Origin of the sequence: Streptosporangium lutulentum, from assembly GCF_030811455.1 — a bacterium.
In the GTDB taxonomy this organism is placed as follows: Bacteria; Actinomycetota; Actinomycetes; order Streptosporangiales; family Streptosporangiaceae; genus Streptosporangium; species Streptosporangium lutulentum.
This window is the reverse complement of record NZ_JAUSQU010000001.1, coordinates 9119020-9143998: the sequence shown is the minus strand read 5'-3', so window position 1 is coordinate 9143998 and position 24979 is coordinate 9119020. Positions and strand designations below refer to the sequence as shown.

25 protein-coding genes are annotated in these 24979 nt (G+C 69.7%); 14 read left to right on the top strand and 11 right to left on the bottom strand.

Annotation, left to right across the window (positions count from 1 at the left end; genetic code table 11):
- Positions 1-26: 26 nt before the first annotated feature.
- The 5 genes from J2853_RS41285 (at position 27) to J2853_RS41270 (ending at position 4320) form a co-directional block, all read left to right on the top strand.
- A complete protein-coding gene (locus J2853_RS41285) occupies positions 27-785 on the top strand; it encodes an aminotransferase class I/II-fold pyridoxal phosphate-dependent enzyme (protein ID WP_307566907.1) in 759 nt (252 codons plus the stop codon).
- Positions 786-861: 76 nt separating this feature from the next.
- Entirely contained in the window at positions 862-1581 is a 720-nt protein-coding gene (locus tag J2853_RS41280) for a GntR family transcriptional regulator (RefSeq protein ID WP_307566906.1), read from the top strand.
- 99 nt (positions 1582-1680) lie between these two features.
- Positions 1681-2403, top strand: coding sequence for a dethiobiotin synthase (gene bioD / locus J2853_RS41275; protein ID WP_307566904.1), 723 nt, complete (start codon positions 1681-1683; stop codon positions 2401-2403).
- 25 nt (positions 2404-2428) lie between these two features.
- The gene (locus tag J2853_RS48055; RefSeq protein ID WP_370879490.1) at positions 2429-2650 is read left to right on the top strand and encodes a hypothetical protein; all 222 of its coding nucleotides are present in this window, start codon (positions 2429-2431) and stop codon (positions 2648-2650) included.
- Between the two features lie 17 nt (positions 2651-2667).
- Positions 2668-4320, top strand: coding sequence for an acetolactate synthase (locus J2853_RS41270; protein WP_307566903.1), 1653 nt, complete (start codon positions 2668-2670; stop codon positions 4318-4320).
- Between the two features lie 160 nt (positions 4321-4480).
- Here J2853_RS41270 and J2853_RS41265 read toward each other — a convergent pair whose 3' ends face one another.
- A complete protein-coding gene (locus J2853_RS41265) occupies positions 4481-6568 on the bottom strand; it encodes a serine/threonine-protein kinase (protein WP_307566902.1) in 2088 nt (695 codons plus the stop codon).
- A gap of 554 nt (positions 6569-7122) precedes the next feature.
- Here J2853_RS41265 and J2853_RS41260 point away from each other — a divergent pair.
- On the top strand, positions 7123-7503 hold the full coding sequence (locus J2853_RS41260) for a thioesterase family protein (RefSeq protein ID WP_307566899.1): 381 nt from the start codon (positions 7123-7125) through the stop codon (positions 7501-7503).
- A 93-nt stretch (positions 7504-7596) separates the two neighbouring features.
- Here the strand turns inward: J2853_RS41260 and J2853_RS41255 are convergent, their stop codons facing one another.
- From J2853_RS41255 to J2853_RS41225, 7 genes are all read right to left on the bottom strand, one after another.
- On the bottom strand, positions 7597-7809 hold the full coding sequence (locus J2853_RS41255) for a biotin/lipoyl-binding carrier protein (RefSeq protein ID WP_307566897.1): 213 nt from the start codon (positions 7807-7809) through the stop codon (positions 7597-7599).
- 49 nt (positions 7810-7858) lie between these two features.
- Positions 7859-9190 carry an acetyl-CoA carboxylase biotin carboxylase subunit gene (locus tag J2853_RS41250; protein WP_307566895.1) on the bottom strand — a complete coding sequence of 444 codons (1332 nt, stop codon included), beginning with the start codon at positions 9188-9190 and terminating at the stop codon, positions 7859-7861.
- Between the two features lie 126 nt (positions 9191-9316).
- Positions 9317-10597 carry an HD-GYP domain-containing protein gene (locus J2853_RS41245; protein ID WP_307566893.1) on the bottom strand — a complete coding sequence of 427 codons (1281 nt, stop codon included), beginning with the start codon at positions 10595-10597 and terminating at the stop codon, positions 9317-9319.
- Positions 10594-11943, bottom strand: a complete 1350-nt coding sequence (locus J2853_RS41240; RefSeq protein WP_307566892.1) for an HD-GYP domain-containing protein — start codon at positions 11941-11943, stop codon at positions 10594-10596. The genes J2853_RS41245 and J2853_RS41240 overlap by 4 nt, the downstream gene beginning before the upstream one ends.
- Positions 11944-12333: 390 nt before the next feature.
- Positions 12334-13278, bottom strand: coding sequence for an NAD-dependent epimerase/dehydratase family protein (locus J2853_RS41235; protein WP_307566890.1), 945 nt, complete (start codon positions 13276-13278; stop codon positions 12334-12336).
- Positions 13279-13329: 51 nt separating this feature from the next.
- Positions 13330-13596, bottom strand: coding sequence for a mycothiol system anti-sigma-R factor (gene rsrA / locus J2853_RS41230; RefSeq protein ID WP_307566888.1), 267 nt, complete (start codon positions 13594-13596; stop codon positions 13330-13332).
- A gap of 67 nt (positions 13597-13663) precedes the next feature.
- Positions 13664-14200, bottom strand: a complete 537-nt coding sequence (locus tag J2853_RS41225; RefSeq protein ID WP_239514519.1) for a sigma-70 family RNA polymerase sigma factor — start codon at positions 14198-14200, stop codon at positions 13664-13666.
- 351 nt (positions 14201-14551) lie between these two features.
- Here J2853_RS41225 and J2853_RS41220 point away from each other — a divergent pair, with 351 nt between their 5' ends.
- A complete protein-coding gene (locus J2853_RS41220; RefSeq protein ID WP_307566886.1) occupies positions 14552-15292 on the top strand; it encodes a class I SAM-dependent methyltransferase in 741 nt (246 codons plus the stop codon).
- A 36-nt stretch (positions 15293-15328) separates the two neighbouring features.
- Here J2853_RS41220 and J2853_RS41215 read toward each other — a convergent pair whose 3' ends face one another.
- Both J2853_RS41215 and J2853_RS41210 read right to left on the bottom strand, forming a co-directional pair.
- Positions 15329-15661: a TraR/DksA family transcriptional regulator gene (locus tag J2853_RS41215; protein WP_307566885.1), complete on the bottom strand. Its 333-nt coding sequence runs from the start codon at positions 15659-15661 to the stop codon at positions 15329-15331.
- A gap of 170 nt (positions 15662-15831) precedes the next feature.
- Entirely contained in the window at positions 15832-16671 is an 840-nt protein-coding gene (locus J2853_RS41210; RefSeq protein ID WP_307566883.1) for an SOS response-associated peptidase, read from the bottom strand.
- Between J2853_RS41210 and aroA the strand changes: the two genes are divergently transcribed.
- Both aroA and rsgA read left to right on the top strand, forming a co-directional pair.
- Positions 16670-17959 (top strand): 3-phosphoshikimate 1-carboxyvinyltransferase, encoded by a 1290-nt coding sequence (aroA, locus tag J2853_RS41205; RefSeq protein ID WP_307566882.1) that lies wholly within the window; start codon positions 16670-16672, stop codon positions 17957-17959. The two genes, J2853_RS41210 and aroA, sit on opposite strands and share 2 nt — an antisense overlap.
- A 152-nt stretch (positions 17960-18111) precedes the next feature.
- Entirely contained in the window at positions 18112-19194 is a 1083-nt protein-coding gene (rsgA, locus tag J2853_RS41200; protein ID WP_307568987.1) for a ribosome small subunit-dependent GTPase A, read from the top strand.
- A 150-nt stretch (positions 19195-19344) separates the two neighbouring features.
- Here rsgA and J2853_RS41195 read toward each other — a convergent pair whose 3' ends face one another.
- Positions 19345-19788, bottom strand: coding sequence for a DUF4442 domain-containing protein (locus J2853_RS41195; RefSeq protein WP_307566881.1), 444 nt, complete (start codon positions 19786-19788; stop codon positions 19345-19347).
- Between the two features lie 165 nt (positions 19789-19953).
- Here J2853_RS41195 and hisN point away from each other — a divergent pair, with 165 nt between their 5' ends.
- The 5 genes from hisN (at position 19954) to pstB (ending at position 24969) form a co-directional block, all read left to right on the top strand.
- Positions 19954-20757, top strand: a complete 804-nt coding sequence (hisN, locus tag J2853_RS41190; RefSeq protein ID WP_307566879.1) for a histidinol-phosphatase — start codon at positions 19954-19956, stop codon at positions 20755-20757.
- Positions 20758-21211: 454 nt separating this feature from the next.
- Positions 21212-22324 carry a phosphate ABC transporter substrate-binding protein PstS gene (gene pstS, locus J2853_RS41185; protein ID WP_307566878.1) on the top strand — a complete coding sequence of 371 codons (1113 nt, stop codon included), beginning with the start codon at positions 21212-21214 and terminating at the stop codon, positions 22322-22324.
- A 3-nt stretch (positions 22325-22327) separates the two neighbouring features.
- Positions 22328-23305, top strand: a complete 978-nt coding sequence (gene pstC, locus J2853_RS41180; RefSeq protein WP_307566876.1) for a phosphate ABC transporter permease subunit PstC — start codon at positions 22328-22330, stop codon at positions 23303-23305.
- Complete coding sequence (pstA, locus tag J2853_RS41175) at positions 23302-24177, top strand: phosphate ABC transporter permease PstA (RefSeq protein WP_307566874.1); 876 nt, start codon at positions 23302-23304, stop codon at positions 24175-24177. The genes pstC and pstA overlap by 4 nt, the downstream gene beginning before the upstream one ends.
- A 15-nt stretch (positions 24178-24192) precedes the next feature.
- Positions 24193-24969: a phosphate ABC transporter ATP-binding protein PstB gene (pstB, locus tag J2853_RS41170; RefSeq protein WP_307566872.1), complete on the top strand. Its 777-nt coding sequence runs from the start codon at positions 24193-24195 to the stop codon at positions 24967-24969.
- Positions 24970-24979: the final 10 nt, after the last annotated feature.

Genomic DNA, 24979 nt, shown 5'->3' with positions numbered 1-24979 from the left:
TGAGCCTGACTGGGAAAATGCCCCCTATGGAACAGACCCCTGACCCGACGGCACGTTTCCGTGAAGCGGCGGCCTCGCGGGAGGCAGCGGGTCTGAAGCGGGCACCGCGCGTCCGCACCCCGGACGACGACGGTCTGATCGACCCGACGTCCGACGACCGTCCCGGGCCGGCAGGGGACGAACGGCCGCTGGAGGCGGCGACCGTACGGCAGGGCGCGCTTCCGGTCGCCGACGCGGCCCACCCGACCGGCGTCATCGGCCCTCGCGAGCAGGGCGCGGGCCTCGCGGCCGAGCCGGGCGTAGTGAGAACGCTCACACTCTCCGAGTCCCCGGGATCCCGGGGCGGAGCCGTCCTGGCCACGCCCGAAGTGGTCCAAGCCCTCATCGGCACGGGTCGCTCGTTCGTCTTCGACACCGGGCCGGCTCCCGGCGGCGTTGCGGCGGCCCTCTCCGCTGTGGATATCCTTCACAACCAACCCGGACTGCCCGGATCCATACGGACCAGAGCGAGAGAATCGGCCTCGACGGCCCGCGAACTCGGCCTGGAGACCAACGATCCAGCGGGTGCGGTCGTCCCCATCGTGCTCGGCCCGCCCGAGACCGCGCGTCGGGCCGCCCTCACCTGCGCGGAACGCGAGGTGCGTGCCGGATGGCTCCGGCCGCCCTCGGTGCCGGTCGGCCGCTCTTGCCCGCGGTTGACCGCACGGGCCAATCTGAGTTCAGATGATCTCGCGGCGATCGGGAATGCGCCTGCCGCCGTGGCCGAGACGAAGGTGACCAAGTGAGTGAGCGAAGCGGGCGAGCCCTCGGGCGAGGCACCTGTTGCCGCGCCGGTTTCGGGCTGTCGGGCGAGGTGGGGTCGTGAGTGATGACTCGCCCAGGATTCCGAAGTACTACGACGTCAAGCGAAGCCTGCTCGCCCTGACCAAGAGCCTGCCCGCGGGCAGCGCCCTGCCTCCCGAGCGGACCCTCGCCGTACGCTTCGAGACCTCTCGCACCACCGTGCGCCAGGCCCTGTCCGAACTCGTGGTCGAGGGCCGGCTGGTGCGCATCCAGGGCAAGGGGACCTTCGTCGCGCAGCCCAAGGTCGCCCAGGTCCTCCAGCTGACGTCGTACACCGGCGACCTGCGGACCGTCGGCCTCGAACCCGACACGAAGATCCTCGACATCAGCTACATCACCGCCGACGAGCCGCTGGCCCGACGCCTGGCCATCAACTCCGGCGGCCGGGTGCTGCGCATCCACCGGCTGCGCCTGGCCAACGGTGAGCCGATGTCGATCGACACCACCCACCTGTCGGCCCGGCGCTTCCCCCGGCTCAGACGCGAGCTGGAGGTGCACTCCTCCCTGTACGAAACGCTGTACAACGCCTACAACGTGCGGCTGACCGACGCCGAGGAGATCATAGAGACCGTGCTGGCCACGCCGTACGACGCACAGGTGCTGAGCGTCGACGCCGGCCTGCCGATGCTCCTGCTCACCCGGCACGCCTTCGACGCCGACGGCAACCCGGTGGAGTGGGCCCAGTCCCTGTACAGAGGCGACCGCTACAAGTTCGTCACCAGGCTGCGCCGTCCCTGACCTCCGCGGGTTCACCATGTGAACCCCCGCGGGACACGGGCCGCGTCCGGCCGCGAGAGTTCGGGCCGGTGAGGCCGGGGTCCGCCTAGGGTGAGGTGAATGAGCATTCTCGTGGTCACCGGGACCGGCACCGGGGTGGGCAAGACGATCGTCACCGCGGCGGTGGCCTCACTCGCCAGAGAGCGAGGCGCCTCCGTCGCGGTGGTGAAGCCCGCGCAGACCGGGGTGAGCGACACCGAATCCGGGGATCTGGACGATGTCATCCGGCTGTCCGGGGTGATGACCACGTTCGAGCTCTCCAGGTTCCCCGATCCGCTGGCCCCGGCGGCGGCGGCTCGGCTGTCGGGCCGGCCGCCGGTCTCCCTCGTCCAGGCGGCGATCCGGATCAGGGAGCTCGCCGAGTCGCACCAGCTCGTGATCGTCGAGGGGTCGGGCGGGCTGCTCGTCCGCTTCGACGAGGAGGGGGCGACCGTGGCCGACCTGGCCCGGATGATCTCCGCGCCGGTGCTCCTGGTGGCCGGGGCCGGGTCGGGAACGCTCAACCACACCGCGCTGACGCTGGAGGCGATGGCCCACCGGGGGGTGGAGCCCGCCGGAGTGGTGATCGGGTCGTGGCCGGCCGAGCCGGGTCTGGCCGAGCGGTGCAACGTGGCGGATCTGGAGATGCTGGCCGCCAGGCCGCTGGTGGGCGCGCTCCCCGAGGGGGCGGGGCTCCTGGGAAGGGAGTCCTTCGCCCGTACGGCCCGCGCCGGGCTGGGCCCTGCCCTCGGAGGCGGATTCGATCCCGCCCGGTTCCGGACCACCCTCAGGCTTTCCTCGTAGACGGCGGGCGTTCGAATCATCCCCGATGCCGGAGGGGTCCGAGGCGCTCACGACGATCGCCGCCTTCCGTCTCGCCCTGCCCCGCACGACCCTGCGGCACGCCGGCGCGCGCGAGCCGTCCCCGGGCGACTCCGGCGTCCGTGACGCCCGCCGTCCCCGTGGTCCCCGACCTCCCCCGATGGGGGAGGTCGTTCGGGTAAGGGGATTCCGGGCAGGAAGAGCATTCCCTGTCCCGCTAATTAACTGACTGGTAGGTTGCGCGATATGGAGTCTCCCAAGCATGCAGGCGACATCGCGGTCGCCGTCTCCAAGGCCTACGGCATCGAGACCATGTTCACCCTGTCCGGAGGGCACGTCTTCCCGCTGTACGACGGAGCGGTCCACGAGGGCATGCCCATCCTGGACGTCCGGCACGAGCAGAGCGCGGTCTTCGCCGCCGAGGCGACCGCCCGCCTGACCCGCAAACCCGGGCTGGCCGTGCTCACCGCCGGCCCCGGCATCACCAACGGCGTCAGCGGGATCGCCACCGCCCATTTCAACGGCTCCCCCGTTGTGATCATGGGAGGCCGGGCGCCGCAGTCACGCTGGGGTTCCGGCGCGTTGCAGGAGATCGACCACCCGCCGCTGCTCGCGCCGATCACCAAACTCGCCTTCACCGGCTCGGGCGCCGACTCCATCGGCCAGGACGTGGAGATGGCCTTCCGCACCGCCCTCGCCCCGCACCGCGGCCCCGTCTTCCTCGACTTCCACATGGACCACCTGTTCTCGGCCGCGCCCCCGCTCGAAGAGGCCACCGAGACGCTGAGCCCGTCCCCGCTGGAGCCCGACCCCGAAGCGATCGCCCAGATCGCCCGGCTGCTCGCCGAGGCCAAGCACCCGGTGCTGGTGCTGGGCTCGGACGTGTGGATGGACCGCGCCGAGGAGGTCGCCAGGAGCTTCGCCGAGGAATACCGCCTGCCGGTCATCCTCAACGGCCAGGGCCGCGGCATCCTGCCCGCCGGGCACGAACTCCTGGTCACCCGGGCCAGGGGGGCGGCGTTCTCCCAGGCCGACCTGGTGATCGTGGTGGGCACCCCGGTCGACTTCCGTCTCGGTTACGGCTGGTTCGGCGGCAAGGACGGCGCCCCGCTCGCCAAGGTCGTGCACCTGGCCGACGCGGCCTCGCAGCTGACCTCGCACATGGATCCCGCCGGCGCCGCCGCCGGTGACCTGTCGCTGGTCTTCTGGGCTCTCGGCGCGGCCTGCGCCGACGCGGGCGTGTCTCCCACGTCCTACGCGCCGTGGGTCGCGACGCTGGCCGAGACCGCCTCGGCCGCCATCGCGGGAGACTCCGGCCTGCTCGCGTCCGACTCCGACCCCATCCACCCGATGCGGATCTACGGCGAGCTCAACAAGATCCTCGCCGACGACGCCGTGGTGATCGGCGACGGCGGCGACTTCGTCTCCTACGCGGGCAAGTACATCGAGCCCATGCGACCGGGAAACTGGCTCGACCCCGGCCCGTACGGCTGCCTGGGCACGGGCCTGGGCTACGCCATCGCCGCCCGGCTGGCCCGGCCCTCCTCGCAGGTGGTGCTGCTGCTCGGCGACGGCGCGGCGGGCTTCTCGCTGATGGACGTCGACACGCTCGTACGGCACCGCCTGCCGGTCGTGATGATCTGCGGCAACAACGGCATGTGGGGGCTGGAGAAGCACCCCATGCAGATGCTCTACGGCTACGACGTGGCCGCCGAGCTCCAGCCGCAGTGCCGCTACGACCAGGTGGTGACCGCGCTCGGCGGCGGCGGCGAGCTTGTCACCGACCCGTCGGAGATCGGCCCGGCGCTGCGCCGCGCGTTCGACTCCGGCGTGCCGTACATGGTGAACATCGCCACCGACCCGGCCGTCGCCTATCCCCGCAACACCACCGGCATCTAGGCCGGGGCAGGCGGGGAGCACGGTACCGCGCTCCCCGCCGGTGTCCGGCCGGCGAAGTCCGGAGCGGCACGATCATCGCCATACTCGTGAGGGGCGCACGGTGACCGTGCGCCCCTCACGAGTACGGCGTCTCACGCCTTTCGGTCCCGGCGGAGCCCGGTCAGCCCTGCGTGCGGGACTGACCGGAGGTGGACGTCGGGGTCGGCGTGGCGGGCGGCGGGCACGGCTTGCTGATCACGGTGATGTCCACCGGCTTCTTGACGTCCCACAGGGTGTCCACGCCGGGATCCTGCTGAACCACCACCTGGCACTGCGAGTGCTCGCCGCCGGAGCCGTCGGAGATCACCGTCTGCAGGCCCGCCTTCGCGAGCTGCGCCTTGGCCGCCTCCGGTGTCATGCCCACGACGTTCGGCACCTTCTTCCTCACCACCGGCGTGATCGTCGGGGTCGGGGTCGGGGTCTGCCCGGACCCGATGACCAGTTTGACCGCCTGGGTGGCGCTCGCGTCGTCGGCGTCCGTCACCCGCACGGTGAAGGGGTAGATGCCGGCCTTGGCCGGGACGCCCGACAGCACACCGGTGGAGGCGTTCAGGGTGAGGCCCGGCGGCGGCTTGCCCGCGCTGACCGACCAGGCGTACGGCTCGGTGCCGCCGTCGACGGCCAGCGAGACGCTGTACTTCTCCCCCGCCTTGCCGGCCGGCGGTGCGGGAAAGGCCAGGGTCGGCGGGGTCGGCGTCGGCTCGGCGCTCTGCTCCGGGCAGGCGTCGATGACGAGTTCCACCTCCCGCTTGGGGTCCCACAGGGTCTTGGCCTCGGGGGTCTGCCGGACCACCTTCGTGCACTGCGAGTCGTCGACGCCGGCGCTCGGGATGACCGTCGCCCTCATGCCCACCTTCTTGAGCTGCAGCTGGGCCGTCTCCGGTGCCAGGCCCATGACGTCCGGCACCCGTCGCCTCGACGGCTTCGGAGAGGACGACGGCTCACTCACGCTGGGCGGCGGCGAGGTCATCGCCACATCTTCGTTCGGCGTGGAGGCCGCCGTCCCGTTGAGCGCCAGTGCGACGAGGCCGACACACACCACGCCCGCCGCCGCGAACACGGCCACCAGCGGGCCCTTACGCCGCGGCTTCTTCGCGGCCCGGCGGCCCTGCACGGTGGAGGCGGTCTCGACGGCCGGTCCCGCGGGCGGCATCGTCCCGGTCTGGGCCCCCTGCCAGCTACCCGTCGGCGCCGCGACGGATCCCTGCCAGCCCGTCTGCGCCCCCTCGGCCGCCTGCCCCTGCCAGTCCGCCTGGGCGCCCACCGCGGCCGTCTGTCCCTGCCAGCCCTGCTGCGCCGGTTGCGCCGCCTGCCAGCCGGTCTCCCGGGCGCTCTCGGCCTGATGCGACGGCTGCAGATCCGACACCGACTCGGGCCCCAGCCCGAGGATCGACTGCCTCGCGGCGTTGCTCATGGCCATGGCGCTGGGGAATCGCCGGGCCGGATCCTTGGCCAGGGACTGCTCCACCAGGGCGCGGATCGCGGGAGGGATGTGCTGGGGCAGCGGGGGCGGCATCTCGCGGATGTGCTTGAGCGCGACCGTGACCGGCGTGTCGCCCTCGAAGGGACGCCGCCCGGCCAGGCATTCGTAGGCCACCACGCCCAGCGCGTAGATGTCCACCGCTGGGGTGACGGGCGCGCCCTCGGCCTGTTCGGGCGCGCAGTAGGCCGCGGTGCCGAGCACCATGCCCGCGTCCGTCAGCCGGCTGGCCGCGTCGGACCTGGCGATGCCGAAGTCGGTCAGCACGAGTGTGCCGTCCGATCGCACCAGGAGGTTGCCGGGTTTGATGTCCCGGTGGACGATGCCCTGGTCGTGTACGGCCTGCAGCGCCGAGGCCGCCTGGGCGATGAGATCCATCGCCGCCGCGGGGGCGATGCTGCCCAGCCGCCCGAGCAGACGGTCCAGCGGCTCGCCGTCCACGAACTTCATCACCAGGTACGCCGTCGCCCCCGCGCCGGGCACCTCGTGAATCCCGTAGTCGTAGACGTCCACGACTCCCGGATGGTTGATGGTCGCCATCGCCCGGGCCTCGCCCTGGAAACGCACCAGGAAGCCCGGATCGTCGGTACGGCCCGGGAGCAGCACCTTGACGGCGACGGTGCGGGCCAAGACGATGTCCTCACCGCGCCATACCTCGCCCATACCACCGGCGCCGATGCGGCTGTCTAACCGGTACCGCGCCGCCAGCGTCGTGCCTTGGGCCACCATGGCTCCCCCGTAACCCTCTCCACTTCCGCCCCAGACTTCCCAAACAAAGCGGATTTGTATCGCGGCAAGGTAACGGCAAAGTGACGAAACCCTGCGTACCGTACAGCTCGCAAACAAGACGCGTGCCGTAGCATCGCACAAAACTCAGAGCTTTTAGGGGTACTTGTACACCTTGCACACCCCTGCCCCAGAGATGCCCGAGTCTCCCACTGGAAACGACCGACCACGGAACTGCCCCGATCGCCCGTGGTTCGGACCCGCGACACCCTATCGAATTCCCTAGATACGTACAAGACCATTCAAAGTGAACATAGATCTAGGGAACGGTCAAAAGTACTCAATCCAACACGGAGCGGTACAGAGGAGATTCACCGAAAGCGGCATGAGTGAGATCGGTCACTCGGCGAGCCGCGTCCGGTCCGGCCTGAACCGGCCGTGCCCGCAGCCGGGTAGACCGTGAACCGGCCGCTTCGATCCGTGCTCACAGCCGGGCAGGCCGCGTCCGGCACGGCCGGAACCGGCCGCTTCGCGTCGTGTCTCCTATGCTGGCGCGCATGACGCTCATTCCCGGTCTGCGCGCCCAGCTCCTCATCATGGTCGAGAAGTCGGACACCGCGATGAAGGTCGGCAGCGGGGACGTCCCCGTGCTGGCCACGCCCCGCCTGCTCGCCTTCGCCGAGCAGGCCACCGTCCGGGCGGTGACGGGCGCTCTCGACCCCGGCCAGACCTCGGTGGGCACCAAGGTCGTCCTGGAGCACCTGGCGGCAAGCCTCATCGGCACCCACGTCGAGATCACCGTCGAGCTCACCGAGGTCGACGGCCGCCGTCTGGTCTTCGGATTCACCGCCCGCGATCGGCGCGCCACCGTCGCCGTCGGCACGATCGAGCGCGTGGTCGTCGACCGCGAACGCTTCCTCGAGAAACTCGCCCGCTGACCACGCTCGCGGCCGGTGCGGCTTTCGGCCCGGCCGCGCCGGTGCAGCGAAAACCCGCCGTACCGCGGTGACCGGCGCCGCGGTACGACACGACTACTCGATGACGGCGATGAGGTCGCCCTCCTGGATGACGTCGCCTTCGGCCACCTTGAGCTGGGAGATCACACCCTCGTCCTCGGCGAGGACCGGGATCTCCATCTTCATCGACTCAAGGATGACCAGGGTGTCACCCTCCTCGACGGTGTCGCCCTCGGCCACGAGGACCTTCCAGACGTTCGCCACCATCTCAGCGTGTACTTCGGCCACCGGGAACTCCCATCACTCACTGTGGTTCAACTGTGCCAGAAGGATCTGATCATGCCCTCATTCGGGAGACCAGCCCCGTGTCGTAGTTCCCGTCGGTGAAATCAGAATGCTCCAGCAGCTCCGCGCAGAACGGCAGGTTGTTCTTGGGGCCCTCCACCTGGAAGCTCGCCACGGCCTTGCGAGCGCGCTCCAGAGCCTCGGCCCGCGTCTGCCCGAACACGCACAGCTTGGCCATGAGCGGGTCGTAGAACGGGGTGACCGTGTTCCCCCTGGTGTAGCCGGAATCCACGCGGACGCCCTCGCCCGACGGCTCCTCCCACACCTCGATCTTCCCCGGCCCCGGAAAGAACCTCCTGGGGTCCTCGGCGTAGACCCGGAACTCGATCGCGTGACCGTGCACCGCCACCGAGATCTCGGTCTTCTCACCCGCCGCGATCCGTAGCTGCTGCTCCACCAGGTCCAGGCCGGTGACGAGCTCGGTCACCGGGTGCTCGACCTGGAGCCGGGTGTTCATCTCCAGGAACACGAAGTCCTGCTTGTCGGTGTCCACCAGGCACTCCACGGTGCCCGCGCCCAGATAGCCGACGGCCTCCCCGGCTCGCACGGCCGCCGCCAGCATGCGCTCGCGCAGCTCCGGGGTGACACCGGGGGACGGCGTCTCCTCCACGATCTTCTGGTGACGGCGCTGCACCGAGCAGTCACGCTCGCCCAGCGCGAGGACCGTGCCGTCCGTCAGGCCGAGGATCTGCACCTCGACGTGGCGGGCGCGCTCGACATAGCGCTCCAGCAGGATCGCGGGCGTGCCGCCGAAGCGCACGGCGGCCCTGGAGGCCTGTTCGAACGCCCTGGCCAGCCCGGCCTCCTCGTGGGCGACCCCCATGCCGATGCCGCCGCCTCCACCGGCCGTCTTCACCATCACCGGGTAGCCGATCCCGGCGGCGGCCGCCACGGCCTGCTCCAGGTCGGTGACCGGCTCGCGAGTGCCGGCGGCGACGGGCACTCCCGCCGCCTCCATCAGGTTCCGGGCGTTGATCTTGTCGCCCATCCGCTCGATCGCCTCGGGCGATGGACCGATCCATATCAGGCCCGCCTCGATGACGGCCCGCGCGAATCCGGCGTTCTCCGAGAAGAACCCGTAGCCGGGGTGGATCGCCTGCGCCCCCGACAGACGAGCGGCCTCAAGGACCTTTCCTGCGTCGAGATAGCTCTGCGCGGGATCGGCCGGCCCCAGAAGGATCGCCTCGTCCGCTTCCCTCACGAACGGCAGGTCGGCATCGGCCTCGGAATACACGGCGACGGCTCGCAGCCCCATGCGCTGGACCGTGCGAATGACTCGCCGTGCGATCTCGCCACGATTGGCGACCAGAACGGACTCGAACACGGTGGTGGGCCCCCTTTCGACCGCTCCACCTTACGACCGGGATCTCGGCGCACCCCCTCGCCCGAAACCACCGATCACGGCAATTTGATCTGCAGGAAACCTGCACCTGGACGGAATCAGAACTTCTCAGAGCCGGTGGAGCGGAGCCATCCTGTCGATGACACGCGCCATCGCCTCGACGACGGCCGGGTCGTACTCTCCGCCGGCGCCCAGGCGGAGCCGTTCGAGAGCGGCCCCCGCACGGTCTCGGTCGGTGGAGCCGCCGACCAGGTCGTCGTAGGCGTTGGCCGCCTTGATGATGCGGCTGGCCTGCGGCGGCGTCTCGGCGCAGGTGTCGCACTGGCGGCGGACGATCTCGGCCACCCGGTCCAGCACCCCGGTCTGCCGGATCACCTCCGCGCCCAGTTCGGCGATGCGCCGTGCCTGCTCGGGATCGGTCAGCACCGTGGCGCCGCCGGGGATCGGGTCGCTCAGCGAGAGCTGGCCGATGTCGTGCATGAGCGCGGCGTACTCCAGCTCCAGCAACTCGGGCTCGGGCATGCCGGCCTCCCGCCCGACCGCCACCGCCAGGCGGCTCACCCGGCGGGAGTGCCCGGGCTCGACGTAGCCTCCGACCTCGGTGACCCGTGACAGCGCCCTGACCGTCTGGAGGTAGGTGGCTCGGATCCCGGCGTATTTGCGGAAGGCGACCTGGGTGACCAGCAACGGCGCGGCGAACACGAGCAGCGCGGCCATGTCCATGCTGTGCGAGGCGAGCGCGAGCAGGATGCCGGAGGCCGCGACGGCGGCCCCCAGCGGCGCGGCCATCTGCATCTCGTCGTGGACGGCCACCTTGAAGGACGCCCGTACCTGCTCGGCGCGCAGGGCGGCGGCCAGCAGCACGTCGATCAGCACCATGATCAGGATGAGCAGGGCCATCGCCCCGAGCGCGGGCCACCAGTTGCCCTCGCCCTCCACCGCCAGGGTGAACAGCGGTCCGGCCATCGGCCGGTAGACCAGTGCCAGCAACGCGCCGGTGAGCAGCCTGCGCGCCATCGCGTCCAGCCTGGGCCGGCGGCCCACGGCGAGGTGCGGCAGAGCTCCGGCGATCATGCCGACCGCCAGCACCGCGACGACCTGGAAGGCCGAATGCCCCACCGGGACGCCGCCCATGTCCAGCAGCAGCGTGTAGCCGAGCGCGGCGGCGGCTCCGATCGGCGCCACCTCCCGGTTGCCGGGCATGGTGAGCCTGGCCAGCTCCCCCGCCGCGATCAACGCGCCGAACCCGAGGGCGATCTCGGGATCGACCAGCCCGGTCGCGGCCGTGTGCGCCACCCCGGCCACCGCCAGCAGCCCGGCGGCGCAGATCAGAAGGAGCTGCCCCGAGTCGAGTCCCTGGAAGGCCCGGATCTCCGTGGGACCGCTCATCGTTCGGACACCACCTGGATGGGCATGGTCGGGTCGTCGTGATCCTTGGTGGCGGTCTCCGCCGCGTCGGCCGGGGGCGTGACGACCTTGCGCGGCGGCTCCCAGCCGTCGCGGCCGACGGCCTTGATGAACGCGGTGACCATCACCGGGTCGAACTGGGTGCCGGCGTTCTTACGGAGCTCGGCCATGGCCACCTCCACCGGGCGGGCGTTGCGGTAGGAGCGGTCGGAGGTCATCGAGTCGAAGGCGTCGGCCACCGCGATGATCCTGGCGAACTCCGGGACCTCGTCTCCGGCCAGTCCCATCGGGTAGCCCTTGCCGTCTTGCCGTTCGTGGTGGTGCATGATCCCGGCGAACGCCTCGTCCAGGAAGTCGATGCCCCGCACGATCTCCAGCCCGCGCATCGGGTGGAGCTGGATGGCGGCGTACTCCTCCTCGGTGAGCGGGCCGTCCTTCTGCAGCACCTTGGTCGGCACGCCCAGCTTTCCCACGTCGTGCAGCATCCCGGCGTAACGGATCGCCCGCAGCCGCTCGGGCCCCATGCCGATCTCCTGGGCGATCATGCCGGAGGCCAGTGACACGCGGGTGCAGTGGCCGCGCGTGTAGTAGTCCTTGGTCTCCACCGCCTGGCAGAGCGCGGCGATCGTGGCGTCGTAGGAACGCTGCTGCGCGAGGTACTGGCCGAAGGCCCAGCGGGCGACGAACAGCGGGAGCAGCACGAGCACCGCGGCGATCGAGTTGACCGTCGCCCACAGCCCGGCGATCAGCAGCCCGAAGGTGGCGTAGCCCATGTAGGAGACCAGGAACTGGGCCAGGCCGCGCAGCGGCACCTGATCCGCCTGCCCGGTCGCCACGAGCACGAGCGCGATCAGGACGAAGTTGAGCGGCACGAAGACCGCGGCCGCGCCCGCGAAGGGCACGATCAGGTCGTCGAACCCGGCGATCACCGGCGTGACGGACGGGCCGCCCAGCAACCGCTGGTAGACCCAGCCCGCGGCGTAACCGCAGATCGCGAACTGGGCTCCGTTGAACAGCCGCTTCACCAGCGGCAGCCCCGGGCGCACGCTGAAGACGGCCGTTATGCCGACCAGCGCCGCGCCCTCCGGTCCGACGAGCACGACCGCCGCGAGCACAGCCGAGAAGCTGACCGACACCGCGGCCTGCCGGACGTTCAGCAGGGTCGGCACCGACTCGCACACCAGGAACAACAGAGCCAGTACCAGCAGGGTGGACCAGTCGAGCTGCTCAAGCCGACCGCTTACCACCGCGCTGTGTCCGAGTAGCGCGAACGCCACTCCGATGACAAGGGTGAGATAGATCTTGGCAAACCACGGCAGTCCACGCAAAGCGGCCACCTTTGGGTCCCACGAGCGCGCGCTCAGGTCCAGGAGATCCCAGGTTGTGTAGGGTCGACCGTTTCCTTTAACATGCGCTGCCTCCACGTCGATTTCGCACTCAGGCTACAGAAGTGAGCCGGGCGTGGAGGGAGAGACCGAGAATCGCGAGCAAAGTGTAATCAATACGTCACTAAAAGTCACCCTGTGGCGCTGTTATGTTGTCATTCGCGACCTGCGCGAACACGCTTCGTTCACGGGCGGAAGACCGACGCGACCACGGCGGGGATCGACGTACGGCCGGAGCCTCCGGGCCGCCGCGGATCGCACGAAACCCCGGCGCGAAGGCATGGAGACCGGCGCCGGGGATTTCCGCGCGACGCGGAGCCCGGAGAGCGGGGTCTAACGAACCGCCAGACGACCCCTGGCCCACTCCACCGTGGCCTTGAGGCCGGTGGCCAGATCCGTCTGCGGACGCCAGCCGAGCCCTTCGAGTGCGGCGGCCGGGTCCACGGCCATCGCGGGCAGGTCGCCCAGGCGTGCCTCGGCGGCGGCCGGCTCGTCGGCGGCGCCCGTCGCCGCGGCCACGAGGGAGTGCAGCCTCCGGTCGGTGGTCTCCACGCCGGTGCCCAGGTTGAAGCGGCGTCCGCCTCCCTGGTCGCCGCAGGCGCGGACGAAGCCGTTCACCACGTCGTCGACGAAGATGTAGTCGCGGGTCTGGCCGCCGTCGCCGTACACCACGGTGGGCGTGCCCTTGAGCAGCGCGTCGGTGAAGATGGCGACCACCCCCGCCTCCCCGTCGGGCGACTGCCGCGGGCCGTAGACGTTGGAGAGCACCAGCGTGGTGTAGTCGATGCCGTAGAGCGCCTTGAAGGTGGCCAGGTAGGTCTCCGCGCCGAGCTTGGAGGCCGCGTACGGCGAGCGCGGGTCGGTCGCGGCGTCCGAGGGAACCGGGATGACCGAGGGCCTGCCGTAGACGGCGACCGAAGAGGCGAAGACGACCTTGCGGGTGCCCCCGTGATGAGCGGCGGTGAGGACCGAGGCGGTGCCCTCGACGTTGATCCTGGCGTCGTGGACGGGGTCGTCCACACTCTTGCGCACGCTGATCTGCGCGGCGAGATGGCAGATGACCTCGGGCTTCCACTCGGCGGCCAGGCCGATCAGCGCGGGGTCACGGACGTCCGTCACGTGCAGCGCGAAACGGGGACTCCGCGCCGCGTCGGCGAGGTTGGCGCGATCACCGCCGGACAGGTCGTCCACGACCATGACCTCGTGCTCATCCGCCAGCAGCCGATCCACCAGGTTGGACCCGATGAATCCCGCTCCGCCGGTGACGAGTATCCGCATGCTGAACCCCCATCTTCGTATGGCCTTGGCCGTACGAGAGATCTTAGGAGGTCAGCGGGCGAGTTCGGAGCGGACCTGCGCGATCCGGCTGAGCACTTTGGCCCGCAGATCGTCCGAGGCGTGGTCGCAGCCGCAGTGCTTGGCGACGAGCTGTTTGACGACCTGCTCCAGGCCGTACTCCTTCAGACAGGGGTGGCACTCGTCGAGGTGCTGGCGGATGTCGCCGCAGTTGTTCTCGTCGAGCTCGCCGTCCAGGTAGCTGTAGACCTTGTCCAGGACCTCGCGACAGTCGGTGTCGTGGTGGTTCCCGCAGCTCATACGATCACCTCGCCCCGGAGCTCCGCGCCCACGGGTCCGCCGTGCCTTCCGTGCCTGCCACGCTCGCTCACTTCGCACCCTCCGCGGGAACCAGACCACGCTCGCGCGCGTAGTCCTCGAGCTGGATCCGCAGCTGGCGACGGCCACGGTGAAGCCGCGACATCACGGTCCCGATGGGGGTCCCCATGATGTCGGCGATTTCCTTGTAGGGGAACCCCTCGACGTCGGCGAGATAGACCGCGATGCGGAACTCCTCGGGAAGCGCGGCGAGCGCCTGCTTCACGTCACTGTCGGGGAGGTGCTCAAGCGCCTCGAGCTCCGCCGACTTCAGGCCGGCCGAGGTGTGGGACTCGGCCCTGGCGAGCTGCCAGTCCTCGATCTCCTCGGCACCCGACTGCTTGGGCTCCCGCTGCTTCTTGCGGTAACTGTTGATGAAAGTGTTGGTCAGGATGCGGTAAAGCCAGGCCTTGAGATTCGTGCCTTCCTGGAACTGGTGGAAGGACGCGAAAGCCTTGGCGAAGGTCTCCTGAAGGAGATCTTCGGCATCCGCGGGGTTGCGGGTCATACGAAGAGCGGCGGAATAGAGCTGGTCGAGATAGGGCATCACATCCCGCTCGAACCGCGTGCTCCGCTGCTCCAGAGTCTCCTCGTCTGTCGCAGGGACCGGACCCACCCCCTTAAGATCGCCGGAGCCCTGCTGGCGCGGGACACCGTACTGAGCGGAGGATACCCGCTCACCGGGGAGAGACCGATCGCCGGGGCGGCCGATGGGTTCGATCAACGCGAGCATTCGCTTGCCAACCTCCGAAAGGATCGTGCGTTGTCCGCTTGCAACACGCCCACCCATTCATCTGTTCCCGCAAGATAGAAGGTGACGAACGATCCGGTACGGGGAAAAAGATACGTACCGGTAGGTAGCTGAAATCACCGGATCCCCCGAAGCCAGGAGCTGCTTGTGCTGCCCATCCCGGCCGAAGAGCTGAACGGCTCAGGAACGCTCGGGCCGTACTGGACCTTTTACCACGCGGTCGTGGCCGAGCAGCTGAGCCGATGGCTGCCGGAGAGTCCCTCCACCATCCTCGACATGTCCTGCGGCCGGGGCCGCTGGGCCTCCCAGGCGGCGAAGGCGGGGCACCGGGTCATCGAGGTGGTCGACTTCCGCAGATCCGCGGAGGGTCAGCCTCTGCTGCACGACGCCTCCAAGGTCCGTCAGGTCCGTGCCGACGATCTGCGTTTCCTGCCCGACTGCAGCGTGGACGCCGTGCTCGCCGAGGAGCGCGCGATGTCGGTGGAGCTCATGGCCGAGTCCGCGGTCAGCGACATCGCCCGGGTCCTGCGCCCCGGCGGCCGGGCGCTGATCTGCGTCGACTCCCTGGTCCTGGGGATGGCGATCCTCGCCGAGCAGAACTACTGGGCCCACCTGCGTCAGACCGGCGAGGTCATGCTCGTGCCCTGGCCTGACGGCAGCATCACCCGGTGTTTCAGCAGCGGCCAGCTCCGCGAGCTGCTCACCGACGCCGGGCTGGAGGTCGAGTGGGTACGGTCCCGCACGGTGCTGTCCCCCTCGACGGTCGACCACGTGCTCGCCGCCGACTCGCGCGCCCTCACCTGGCTGGTCAACACCGAGCTGGACGCCCACCGGGACGACGACGACACGGTGGGCATCCATCTGGTCGCGAGCGCCCGGCGGATCTGACATCCGGTCGCGAGCGCCCGGCGGATCCGGCCCGCGTCAGCGTCTGCGCTCGCGCTTGGACTGGCACTGCACGCAGCGGGCGGCCTCCGGGCGCGCCTCCAGCCTGCCCTCGGGCACGGGGCTGCCGCAGTCGGTGCAGAGGCCGTAGCTCCCGTCCTCCATCCGCTTGAGCGCCGCGAGCACCGAGCTGCGCTGCTGCCTGGCCGCGTCCAGCATGGCCCGGTTGCGGTCGGTGTCGGTCAGGGTGGATCCCGCATCCGCCCCGGACCGATCCCACACCGTTTGAGGATCTCCCCCCAGAACCCCGATGGATCGGTCGAGCTCGGCGAGTGTGCTCTCCAGGCGCATACGCGCGGTCGCGTTGTCCACGAACCCGCACCTCCGGGAATCGGGAGCGGCCTGTGAAGGGATCCCCCGATTCTCCCGTCAGGCGGCAAGGGGTGAGTCCTGCGACGGTGGTCTCGTCCTGAGACACCGCTTTCCCCACCGGATGCCCATTTGAGCTTGGTTTTACACCGATCACAGAGTGTTTACGGAAGTCAGAAGAGCGCCTGACCGTTGCCTTCCCCTTCGCGCACCGGCTCGATGAGCTCCGGGCCGTTGTTGCGCACCGAGTTCACCGCCGTGGAGACCGGATACGCCCTCATCGTGGTGGAGATCGCGGGGATCAGGAACTCCCGCGCGTCGGGCACCCCGGGGTCGAGCCACTCGGCCCAGCGGTCGTGCTCGATCAGCATCGGCATCCGGTCGTGGATGGCGCCCAGCTCGTCCTCGGCCGAGGTGGTGATGATCGCGCAGGTCGTCATCCACGCGAGCGGATCGTCGTCGGCCCTGCTCCGGTCCCGCCAGAATTCGTACAGTCCCGCCATGGCCATGACCCCGCCGTCGGACGGCTGGATGAAGTAGGGCTGCTTTTTCGGCTTCCCCGGCTTCCCGGGCGTGTCGGCCGCCTTGGCCTCGTCCTGAACGGCCCATTCGAAGTAGCCGTCCGCGGGGAGCAGGCAGCGGCGCTCCGCGAACGCCTTGCGGAACGACGGCTTCTCGGTGACCGTCTCCACCCGCGCGTTGATCATCTTCGAGCCGATGGACGGGTCCTTCGCCCAGGCCGGGACCAGGCCCCAGCGGACCACCCTGAGCTGCCGCACCGCCCTGCTGCCCGGGTTCGCCTTCGGCACGCGGCTCATCACCGCGTAGACCGGCTTGGTCGGTGCGACGTTGTAGTCGGGCCGGAGCTCCTCCTCGGCCGCCCCGTCGACCTCGACCTCGAACGTCTCCAGCAACTCCTGCTTGGCTCGCGTGGACGCGTATCTCCCGCACATGTCTCCACCCTGCCACGCGTCCGAGGGCACGGGGCCGCCGTCCCGGTAGGCTTTCGACATGTCCGCTTCGACGTCCGCTCCGCTGTGGCCCGCACCGACCGCGACCGAACCCGTCCGCGCGACCGTCCCCCTTCCGGGGTCGAAGTCCGTGACCAACCGCGCTCTGCTGCTCGCCGCCCTGGCCGACGGTCCCGGCACGGTACGGCTGGCGCTGCGCAGCAGGGACTCCGACCTGATGGCGGACGCGCTGCGGGCGCTCGGCGCCACGATGACCCCCTCCAACGCGACTGCCTCCGGCGTCGACTGGTCGATCGTTCCCGGCCCCGTCACCGCCGGGGCGCGGATCGACGTGGGGCTCGCGGGCACCGTGATGCGGTTCGTGCCGCCGATGGCGGCCCTGGCCGACGGCGAGGTGTTCTTCGACGGCGACCCTCACGCGCGCAAGCGGCCGATGGCGACGATCCTGCGCGCGCTGCGCGCCCTCGGCGCCGAGGTCTCGGGCGACGCGCTGCCATTCACCGTCAGGGGCCCGCTGACCGGCGGGGAGGTCAGGCTCGACGCCTCGGGCTCCTCCCAGTTCCTCTCCGGCATGCTGCTGGCCGCGGCCCGGTTCGCCAAGGGCGTGACGGTACGGCACGAGGGCCCGCCGATCCCGTCGCAGCCGCACATCCGGATGACCGTCCAGATGCTTCGCGAGTTCGGCGTCCTCGTCGACGACTCCGAGCCCGACGTCTGGCGGGTCGAGCCGGGCCCGATCGAGGCCAGAGATTTCACCGTGGAGCCCGACCTGTCCAACGCGGCGCCGTTCCTCAGCGCCGCCATGGTCACCGGCGGTACGGTCACCATCCCCGGCTGGCCCTCGCGGACCACCCAGCCGGGTGACCAGCTCCGCACGCTCCTGGCGGACATGGGCGCCTCGGTGGAGAACGCTCCCGGCGGGCTGGCGGTCACCGGCACCGGGCGGATCACCGGCATAGACGCGGACCTGCGGGACGTGGCCGAGCTGACTCCGACGATCGTCGCCCTCGCCGCCCTGGCCGACTCACCGAGCCGGATCCGTGGCGTCGCCCACATCCGCGGGCACGAGACCGACCGGCTGGCCGCGCTGGTCGCCGAGGTCAACGGCCTCGGCGGCGACGCGAACGAGACCGAGGACGGCCTGGAGATCCGGCCGCGCCCGCTCACCGGCGGGGTCTTCCACTCCTACGACGACCACCGCATGGCCACCGCGGGCGCGGTGATCGGCCTGGCCGTTCCCGGCGTCGAGGTGGAGAACATCGCCACCACGGGTAAGACTCTTCCCGAGTTCGCCTCCATGTGGGCGGACATGCTGCGTGGCACGCGCTGAGACGCACGTCGCCGAAATGCCCGGCGGGCCGCGCGGCTGGATACGCAGATGACGGCTTACCGTCCGGTAGGCCCTGAGAGATGCCCGGTAAGGTCGAGTGACCGTTGTGGCTGCTCGAACGAGGGCGACCCGGGTCCGAGAAGGCGAAGAAGCTGAAAAAGCGCGAATACGACGAGGATGACGTCAGGATCAGACCGGGAAAGGGCTCCAGGCCCCGAACCCGCATCCGGCCTGCGCACGAGGAGGCCGTCTCGGGGTTCGTGGTGGCGGTCGACCGGGGCCGCTACACGTGCCTGATCGAGTCGGAGGGCGAGAAGGGCCGCCGCCGCAAGAAGGACCACCTGGAGGGCGCCGCCATGAGCGGCCGGGTCGTGGTCGCCATGAAGGCCCGGGAGCTCGGCCGCAAGGGAATCGTGGTCGGTGACCGGGTGGCCCTGGTGGGCGACGTCTCCGGCATGGTCGACACGCTGGCCCGCGTCGTCCGGGTGGAGCCGCGCACCTCGATGCTCCGCCGCTCCGCGGACGACACCGACAACACCGACGGCATCGAGCGTCCCGTGGTCGCCAACGCCGACCAGCTCGTGATCGTGACGGCCCTGGCCGACCCGCCGCCCCGGCCCCGCATGATCGACCGCATGCTCGTCGCCGCCTTCGACGCCGACATCGAGCCGATGCTCTGCCTCACCAAGTCCGACCTCGCCTCACCCGACGAGCTGGTCTCGCTCTACGATCCCCTCGGCGTGCCGTACGTGGTGCTGCAGAAGGGCAGTTCCCTGGACGAGATCAGAGAGCGGCTGAGAGGCCGGATCAGCGTGCTCGTCGGCCACTCGGGCGTGGGCAAGTCCACGCTGGTCAACGCCCTCGTGCCGGATGCCAACCGGGCCGTCTCCCACGTCAACGCGGTGACCGGCCGGGGCCGCCACACCTCCAGCTCGGCCGTGGCCCTGGAGCTGCCCGGCGGCGGCTGGATCATCGACACCCCGGGCGTGCGCAGCTTCGGCCTGGCCCACGTCTCGGTCGAGACCGTCCTGGCCTCCTTCCCCGACATCATCGAGGGGACCGTCCAGTGCCCCAAGGGCTGCAACCACCTCACCGAGGAGTGCGCCCTGGACGCCTGGGCGGCGGCCGGCCACGCCGACCCCGTCCGGCTCGTCTCGCTGCGCCGCCTGCTCGCCAGCCGCGACGGCGCCCCCGACGACGACCACGCGGTCGAGTCGCAGGCTCCGGACCTCTGACGGCCCGGCCGCCGACCCGTGTGGCCGGCGGCCGGGCCGCGGAGTCCGTACGGCCGCCGGTCGACGGCGCGGGGATCGTGCGGCCGGGCCGGGGAGCCGGTGCGGCCCGGGCCGGAGAGTCCGTACGGCCGGGCTGAGGAGTCGGTGCGGTCAGCGGTTGGGGCGCAGGGTCCAGGCGACGGTCATCTCGGAGACCAGGGTGCCGTCGGTGGTCTTGATCTCAACCGCGACCTCGAACTCGGGGCGCTCGCCCGCGTCCAGCTTGGCCACGACCTCCTCGCGGGAGCCCAGGAGACGAGCCTCGGCGACGACCTCCCCCATCGCGAGCTTGACGTAGCGGATCGCCGCGTTCGCGGCCAGAGGGGTCGCCCGGGACAGCTGGTCGCCGAAGGCCGAGAGCATCGCGGCTCCGGAAGCCGACTCGGCGAGGCTGAACAGGGCTCCGGCGTGCGGGCCGCCCACGTGATTGTGCAGATCGGGGCGGTCGGGCATGCGGGCGACCGCGAATCCCGGCTCCACCTTGTCGAAGGAGACGTCCAGCGTCCTCGCGAACGGAACGCTCTGCAGCATGAAGGCACCCACATCAAAGGTCATGCCCCGAATGCTACTGGCCGGTAACACGAGGTGCCACCGTTCGGTAATCGAAGGCCCAAAGGGTGTTTTAGGAGGTATCCCGTCGACTGGTGTGACGCGACATAATTCCCCCGCTTGATCTCCGCTCTCCTATAACCGGCCATCGGCACGATAGCGTTGCCCTCCGTGACGGGTTACAACGACGATCTGCGCCTCGCGCACGTCATGGCCGACGCCGCCGACGATCTGACCATGCGCCGGTTCAAGGCCATGGACCTGCGGGTCGAGACCAAACCGGACCTCACCCCGGTGAGCGACGCCGACCAGGCCGTCGAGGAGGCGATCCGCGGCACGCTCGGCCGGGCACGGCCGAGGGACGCGGTGATCGGCGAGGAGTTCGGCAAGACCGGCCACGGCGCGCGCTCGTGGATCATCGACCCCATCGACGGCACCAAGAACTACGTCCGCGGCGTTCCCATCTGGGCCACGCTCATCGCCCTGATGGACCAGGGCCGCGTCGTCGTGGGCCTGGTCTCCGCCCCCGCACTCGGCCGCCGCTGGTGGGCCGCCCGCGACAGCGGCGCCTGGACCGGCAAGAGCCTCACCAAGGCCACCCGCTGCCAGGTCTCCGCCGTCACCCAACTGCGGGACGCCTCGTTCTCCTACTCCAGCCTCGGCGGCTGGGAGGAGGCCGGGAAGCTCGACGCGTTCCTCGACCTGAACCGGTCCGTCTGGCGCAGCCGCGCCTACGGCGACTTCTGGTCGCACATGATGGTCGCCGAGGGCGCGGTCGACGTGTCGGCCGAACCCGAACTCTCCCCCTGGGACATCGCGGCACTGACCGTGATCGTCGAGGAGGCCGGCGGCATCTGGACCGACCTGTCCGGGGTCCCCGACATCGACGGGGGCAGCCTGCTGTGCAGCAACGGCGCACTGCACGGTGAGGTCCTCAAGCGCCTCGGCGGCGGCCCGCTCACACTCCCCGTCTGACAACCCCCGCACGCCTCAAGCGATCGGCGGCCCGTTCCCGCCTCCGCCAGATGCCCCTCAAGCACTCGGCGGTGGCCCGCTCACGCCTCCGTCCGATCCCCCCTCACGCCTCAAGCGCTCGGCGGTGGCCCGCTCACGCCTCCGTCCGATCCCCCCTCACGCCTCAAGCGCTCGGCGGTGGCCCGCTCACGCCTCCGCCAGACGGGGCCCCCACCAACTTCCAGGGCCTCCCCGGAAAGCCGCCTGAGGCCCTCTCAGGCTTCCCGGGACCCCCTGAGGCCCCACAGGGCCGACCCGGCGTAAAGATCCTGCTCGGGGCCCCAGGACTCGCCCAAGAGATCACAACGACTGCGACCAGGGCCATTCATTTTCCGTTCATCTTTATATGGGTTTTGAGTCATCTTGCCTGCCTACTCTCCTGAATGTTGAAGGACTTAATGGGAGGAACCCAACCGTGAAGTATGCAGGCCGGCTCGCCGCGGTCACCCTTGTCGGCGCGCTCTCGCTCGCTGCGTGCGGCACCGATAACAACACCGCCAGCACCGACACCTCCAGCGCCCCCGCCGCCGCCTCGGCCGGCTCCGACGCCGGTCTCAGCGGTACGATCAACGCTGCGGGCTCCTCGGCACAGGCGAACGCCATGGACGAATGGAAGAAGAGCTTCCAGCAGGCCAACGCGGGCGTGAGCATCAACTACCAGCCCAGCGGCTCCGGTGCCGGCGTCCAGGCGTTCATCCAGGGCACCGTCTCCTTCGCCGGTTCCGACTCGGCGCTCAACGACGAGAAGGGCGAGCCCGCCCAGGCCGACGCTCGCTGCAAGACAGGCAAGGCCATCAACCTGCCGATGGTGACCGGCCCGGTGGCCATTGTCTACAACCTGCCCGGCGTCGAGGGCCTGCAGCTCTCCCCCAAGACCATCGCCGGCATCTTCGACAGCAAGATCACCAAGTGGGACGACGCCGCCATCAAGGCCGACAACCCCGACGCCACGCTCCCCTCGACCCCGATCCAGGCGTTCCACCGCTCGGACGAGTCGGGCACCAGCGACAACTTCACCAAGTTCCTCGTCAAGACCGCCGAGTGGCCGTACGAGGCCGCCAAGGCGTGGCCCGCCGAGGCCAAGGGCCAGGGCGCCAAGGGCTCCGACGGCATCGCGCAGCAGGTCAAGGACGTCGCGGGCGCGATCAGCTACGTGGAGCTCTCCTACGCCGAGAACTCCAGCCTGGCCAAGGCCAAGGTCGCCAACGGCTCCGGCGAGTTCGTCGAGCTGACCCCGGAGAGCGCCGGCAAGACGGTCGAGGCCGCCCAGGTCGTCGGCCAGGGCAACGACCTCAAGCTGGACATCGACTACGCCACCTCGGCCGCCGGTGCCTACCCCATCGTCCTGGTGACCTACGAGATCACCTGTGAGAAGGGCCTGGCGCCCGCGGACGCCAAGCTGGTGAAGTCCTTCCTCACCTACACCTCCAGCGACGAAGGTCAGCAGGCGCTGACCGGCCTTGGCTACGCGCCGCTGCCGGCGACGCTGCTCGCCAAGGTCAAGACCGCCGTCGAGGCGATCTCCTAGCCGATGGCGACTCCAGTACGTACCCGCGACGGCGGATCGGCCCTGAGCCGATCCGCCTCGCGGCGCAGCCGAGGTGAAGTTGTCTTCCGCTACGCCTCCACGGGCGCCGGAATCCTCCTGCTCGCGATCATGGCGGCCATCGCGGTCTTCCTCATCGTCGAGGCGATTCCGGCCCTGCAGGCCAACAAGGGGAGCTTCTTCACCGACCTCACCTGGGAGCCGAACAGCAGCCAGGTCTTCGGTATCGGGGCCCTGGCGTTCGGCACCGTGATCAGCGCGACCCTCGCACTGATCATGGCGGTGCCGGTGGCCATCGGAGTGGCGCTCTTCATCTCCCACTACGCGCCCCGGCGCATGGCTGGAGTCCTGGGATACGTCATCGACCTGCTGGCGGCTGTTCCCAGCATCGTTTATGGCCTCTGGGGTATCGCCTTCCTCGTCCCGTTCATGGACGGGCCCTCCAAGTTCCTCAACGAGTACCTGGGATTCATCCCGCTGTTCGGTGGCGATCTCATCGTGGGCCGTTCGATGCTGACGGCGTCGATCGTGCTCGCGGTCATGATCCTGCCGATCATCGCGGCGATCTCCCGGGAGGTGTTCCTCCAGGTGCCCAGGATGCACGAGGAGGCGGCACTGGCCCTCGGCGCGACCCGCTGGGAAGTGATCAAGACCGCGGTCCTGCCGTTCGGGCGTCCCGGCGTCATCAGCGCCGCCATGCTCGGTCTCGGCCGGGCCATGGGAGAGACCATCGCCGTCGCGCTCATCTTCCCCGCGACGTTCGGCATCAGCCTCGAGATCCTCACCCCCCAGGGCAACAGCATCGCCGCCAACATCGCCCTCGGATTCGGTGAGGCCACTCCGATCGGGCGCGGCGCGCTGATCGCGTCGGGCCTGGTGCTGTTCGTCATCACGTTGCTCGTGAACACCGGCGCCCGTTTGATCGTCGCTCGTCGCAAGGAGTTCTCGGGAGCCGCCGCATGACCACGATCCAGCGCGTCTCTCCCGGCAGGCGCTTCAAGGACCGGCTCGTCCAGTCGCTCGTCTATCTGTCGTTCGCCATCGCCGTGGTACCGCTCGTCTCGGTCCTCTGGATGGTGATCAAGAACGGTCTCGCCCGGTTCGACCTCGAGTTCCTGACGCACTCCATGCGCAACATCGGCGCCAGGGACGCCGGCGGCGGCGCCTACCACGCCATCGTCGGCACCCTGGAGCAGGTCCTGCTGGCCTCGCTGATCTCGGTCCCCATCGGCCTGCTCACCGCGATCTATCTCGTGGAGTACGGCCAGGGCGGCCGGCTGGGCCGAGCGATCAGTTTCTTCGTGGACGTCATGACCGGCATCCCCTCCGTCGTTTCCGGTCTGTTCATCCTGGCCTTCTGGATCCTGGTCCTGGGCATGCCGTTCTCCGGCTTCGCCGGCGCGCTGGCCCTGTCGATCCTGATGATGCCGACGGTGGTCCGCTCCGCCGAGGAGATGCTCCGGCTGGTCCCGAACGACCTGCGCGAGGCCTCCTACGCACTGGGCGTGCCGAAGTGGCGGACGATCACCAAGGTCGTCCTGCCCACCGCGTTCGCCGGTATCGCGACCGGCGTCATGCTGGCGATCGCGCGTGTCGCGGGAGAGACCGCTCCGCTCCTGCTCACGGTCTTCTTCACCGACTCCATCAACACCGACCCCTTCAACGGGCCGCAGATGGGGTTGCCGCTCTATGTCTTCGATCAGGCGGTCCGTCCGACGGACACCGCGGTCGACCGCGCGTGGGCCGGAGCGCTCACGCTCATTCTGATCGTCATGCTGCTCAACCTCGCGGCACGCCTCATTGGCAGATGGCGCTCGCCCGCCAGGGACCGATAGGAAGGAATGTCGAATATGAGCCAGCAGATCCAAGTCTCCGGCCTCGACGCGTACTACGGAAAGCACAAGGCGATCGAGGACATCTCGATGACGATCGAGCCTCAGTCGATCACCGCCTTCATCGGTCCCTCCGGCTGTGGCAAGTCGACCTTCCTGCGGACGCTGAACCGCATGCACGAGGTCATCCCCGGCGCACGCGTGGAGGGCAAGGTCCTGCTCGACGGGGAGGACCTCTACGCCGCCGACGTCGAACCGGTATCGGTGCGCCGGATGATCGGCATGGTCTTCCAGCGCCCCAACCCGTTCCCCACGATGTCGATCTACGAGAACGTGGCGGCGGGGCTCCGGCTCAACGGCAAGCACCCGAAGTCCGAGATCGACGGCATCGTCGAGAAGTCGCTGACGTCCGCCAACCTCTGGAACGAGGTCAAGGACCGCCTCAACAAGCCCGGTGCCGGCCTCTCCGGCGGCCAGCAGCAGCGGCTGTGCATCGCCAGAGCCATCGCGGTCAAGCCCGAGGTTCTCCTGATGGACGAGCCCTGTTCCGCGCTGGACCCGATCTCCACTCTGGCGATCGAGGACCTGATGGCCGAGCTGAAGAGCCAGTTCACGATCATCATCGTGACGCACAACATGCAGCAGGCGGCACGGGTGAGCGACCGCACCGCCTTCTTCAACCTCGCGGGTCAGGGACAGCCGGGTCACGTCGTCGAGATGGACGACACCTCCCGGATCTTCACCAATCCCTCCCAGAAGGCGACCGAGGACTACATCACCGGTCGCTTCGGCTAAACCGATATTG

Excerpts from the sequence above, each read along its gene's own strand:
- pstA (WP_307566874.1), top strand. The coding sequence starts at position 23,302 with ATGACCACGATCCAGCGCGTCTCTCCCGGCAGGCGCTTCAAGGACCGG.
- J2853_RS41210 (WP_307566883.1), bottom strand. The coding sequence starts at position 16,671 with ATGTCGAAAGCCTACCGGGACGGCGGCCCCGTGCCCTCGGACGCGTGG.
- J2853_RS41235 (WP_307566890.1), bottom strand. The coding sequence starts at position 13,278 with ATGCGGATACTCGTCACCGGCGGAGCGGGATTCATCGGGTCCAACCTG.
- J2853_RS48055 (WP_370879490.1), top strand. The coding sequence starts at position 2,429 with ATGCCGGAGGGGTCCGAGGCGCTCACGACGATCGCCGCCTTCCGTCTC.
- J2853_RS41265 (WP_307566902.1), bottom strand. The coding sequence starts at position 6,568 with ATGGTGGCCCAAGGCACGACGCTGGCGGCGCGGTACCGGTTAGACAGC.
- J2853_RS41270 (WP_307566903.1), top strand. The coding sequence starts at position 2,668 with ATGGAGTCTCCCAAGCATGCAGGCGACATCGCGGTCGCCGTCTCCAAG.
- pstC (WP_307566876.1), top strand. The coding sequence starts at position 22,328 with ATGGCGACTCCAGTACGTACCCGCGACGGCGGATCGGCCCTGAGCCGA.
- rsrA (WP_307566888.1), bottom strand. The coding sequence starts at position 13,596 with ATGAGCTGCGGGAACCACCACGACACCGACTGTCGCGAGGTCCTGGAC.
- J2853_RS41245 (WP_307566893.1), bottom strand. The coding sequence starts at position 10,597 with ATGAGCGGTCCCACGGAGATCCGGGCCTTCCAGGGACTCGACTCGGGG.
- J2853_RS41195 (WP_307566881.1), bottom strand. The coding sequence starts at position 19,788 with ATGACCTTTGATGTGGGTGCCTTCATGCTGCAGAGCGTTCCGTTCGCG.
- J2853_RS41285 (WP_307566907.1), top strand. The coding sequence starts at position 27 with ATGGAACAGACCCCTGACCCGACGGCACGTTTCCGTGAAGCGGCGGCC.
- bioD (WP_307566904.1), top strand. The coding sequence starts at position 1,681 with ATGAGCATTCTCGTGGTCACCGGGACCGGCACCGGGGTGGGCAAGACG.
- J2853_RS41260 (WP_307566899.1), top strand. The coding sequence starts at position 7,123 with ATGACGCTCATTCCCGGTCTGCGCGCCCAGCTCCTCATCATGGTCGAG.
- J2853_RS41225 (WP_239514519.1), bottom strand. The coding sequence starts at position 14,200 with ATGCCCTATCTCGACCAGCTCTATTCCGCCGCTCTTCGTATGACCCGC.
- aroA (WP_307566882.1), top strand. The coding sequence starts at position 16,670 with ATGTCCGCTTCGACGTCCGCTCCGCTGTGGCCCGCACCGACCGCGACC.
- pstB (WP_307566872.1), top strand. The coding sequence starts at position 24,193 with ATGAGCCAGCAGATCCAAGTCTCCGGCCTCGACGCGTACTACGGAAAG.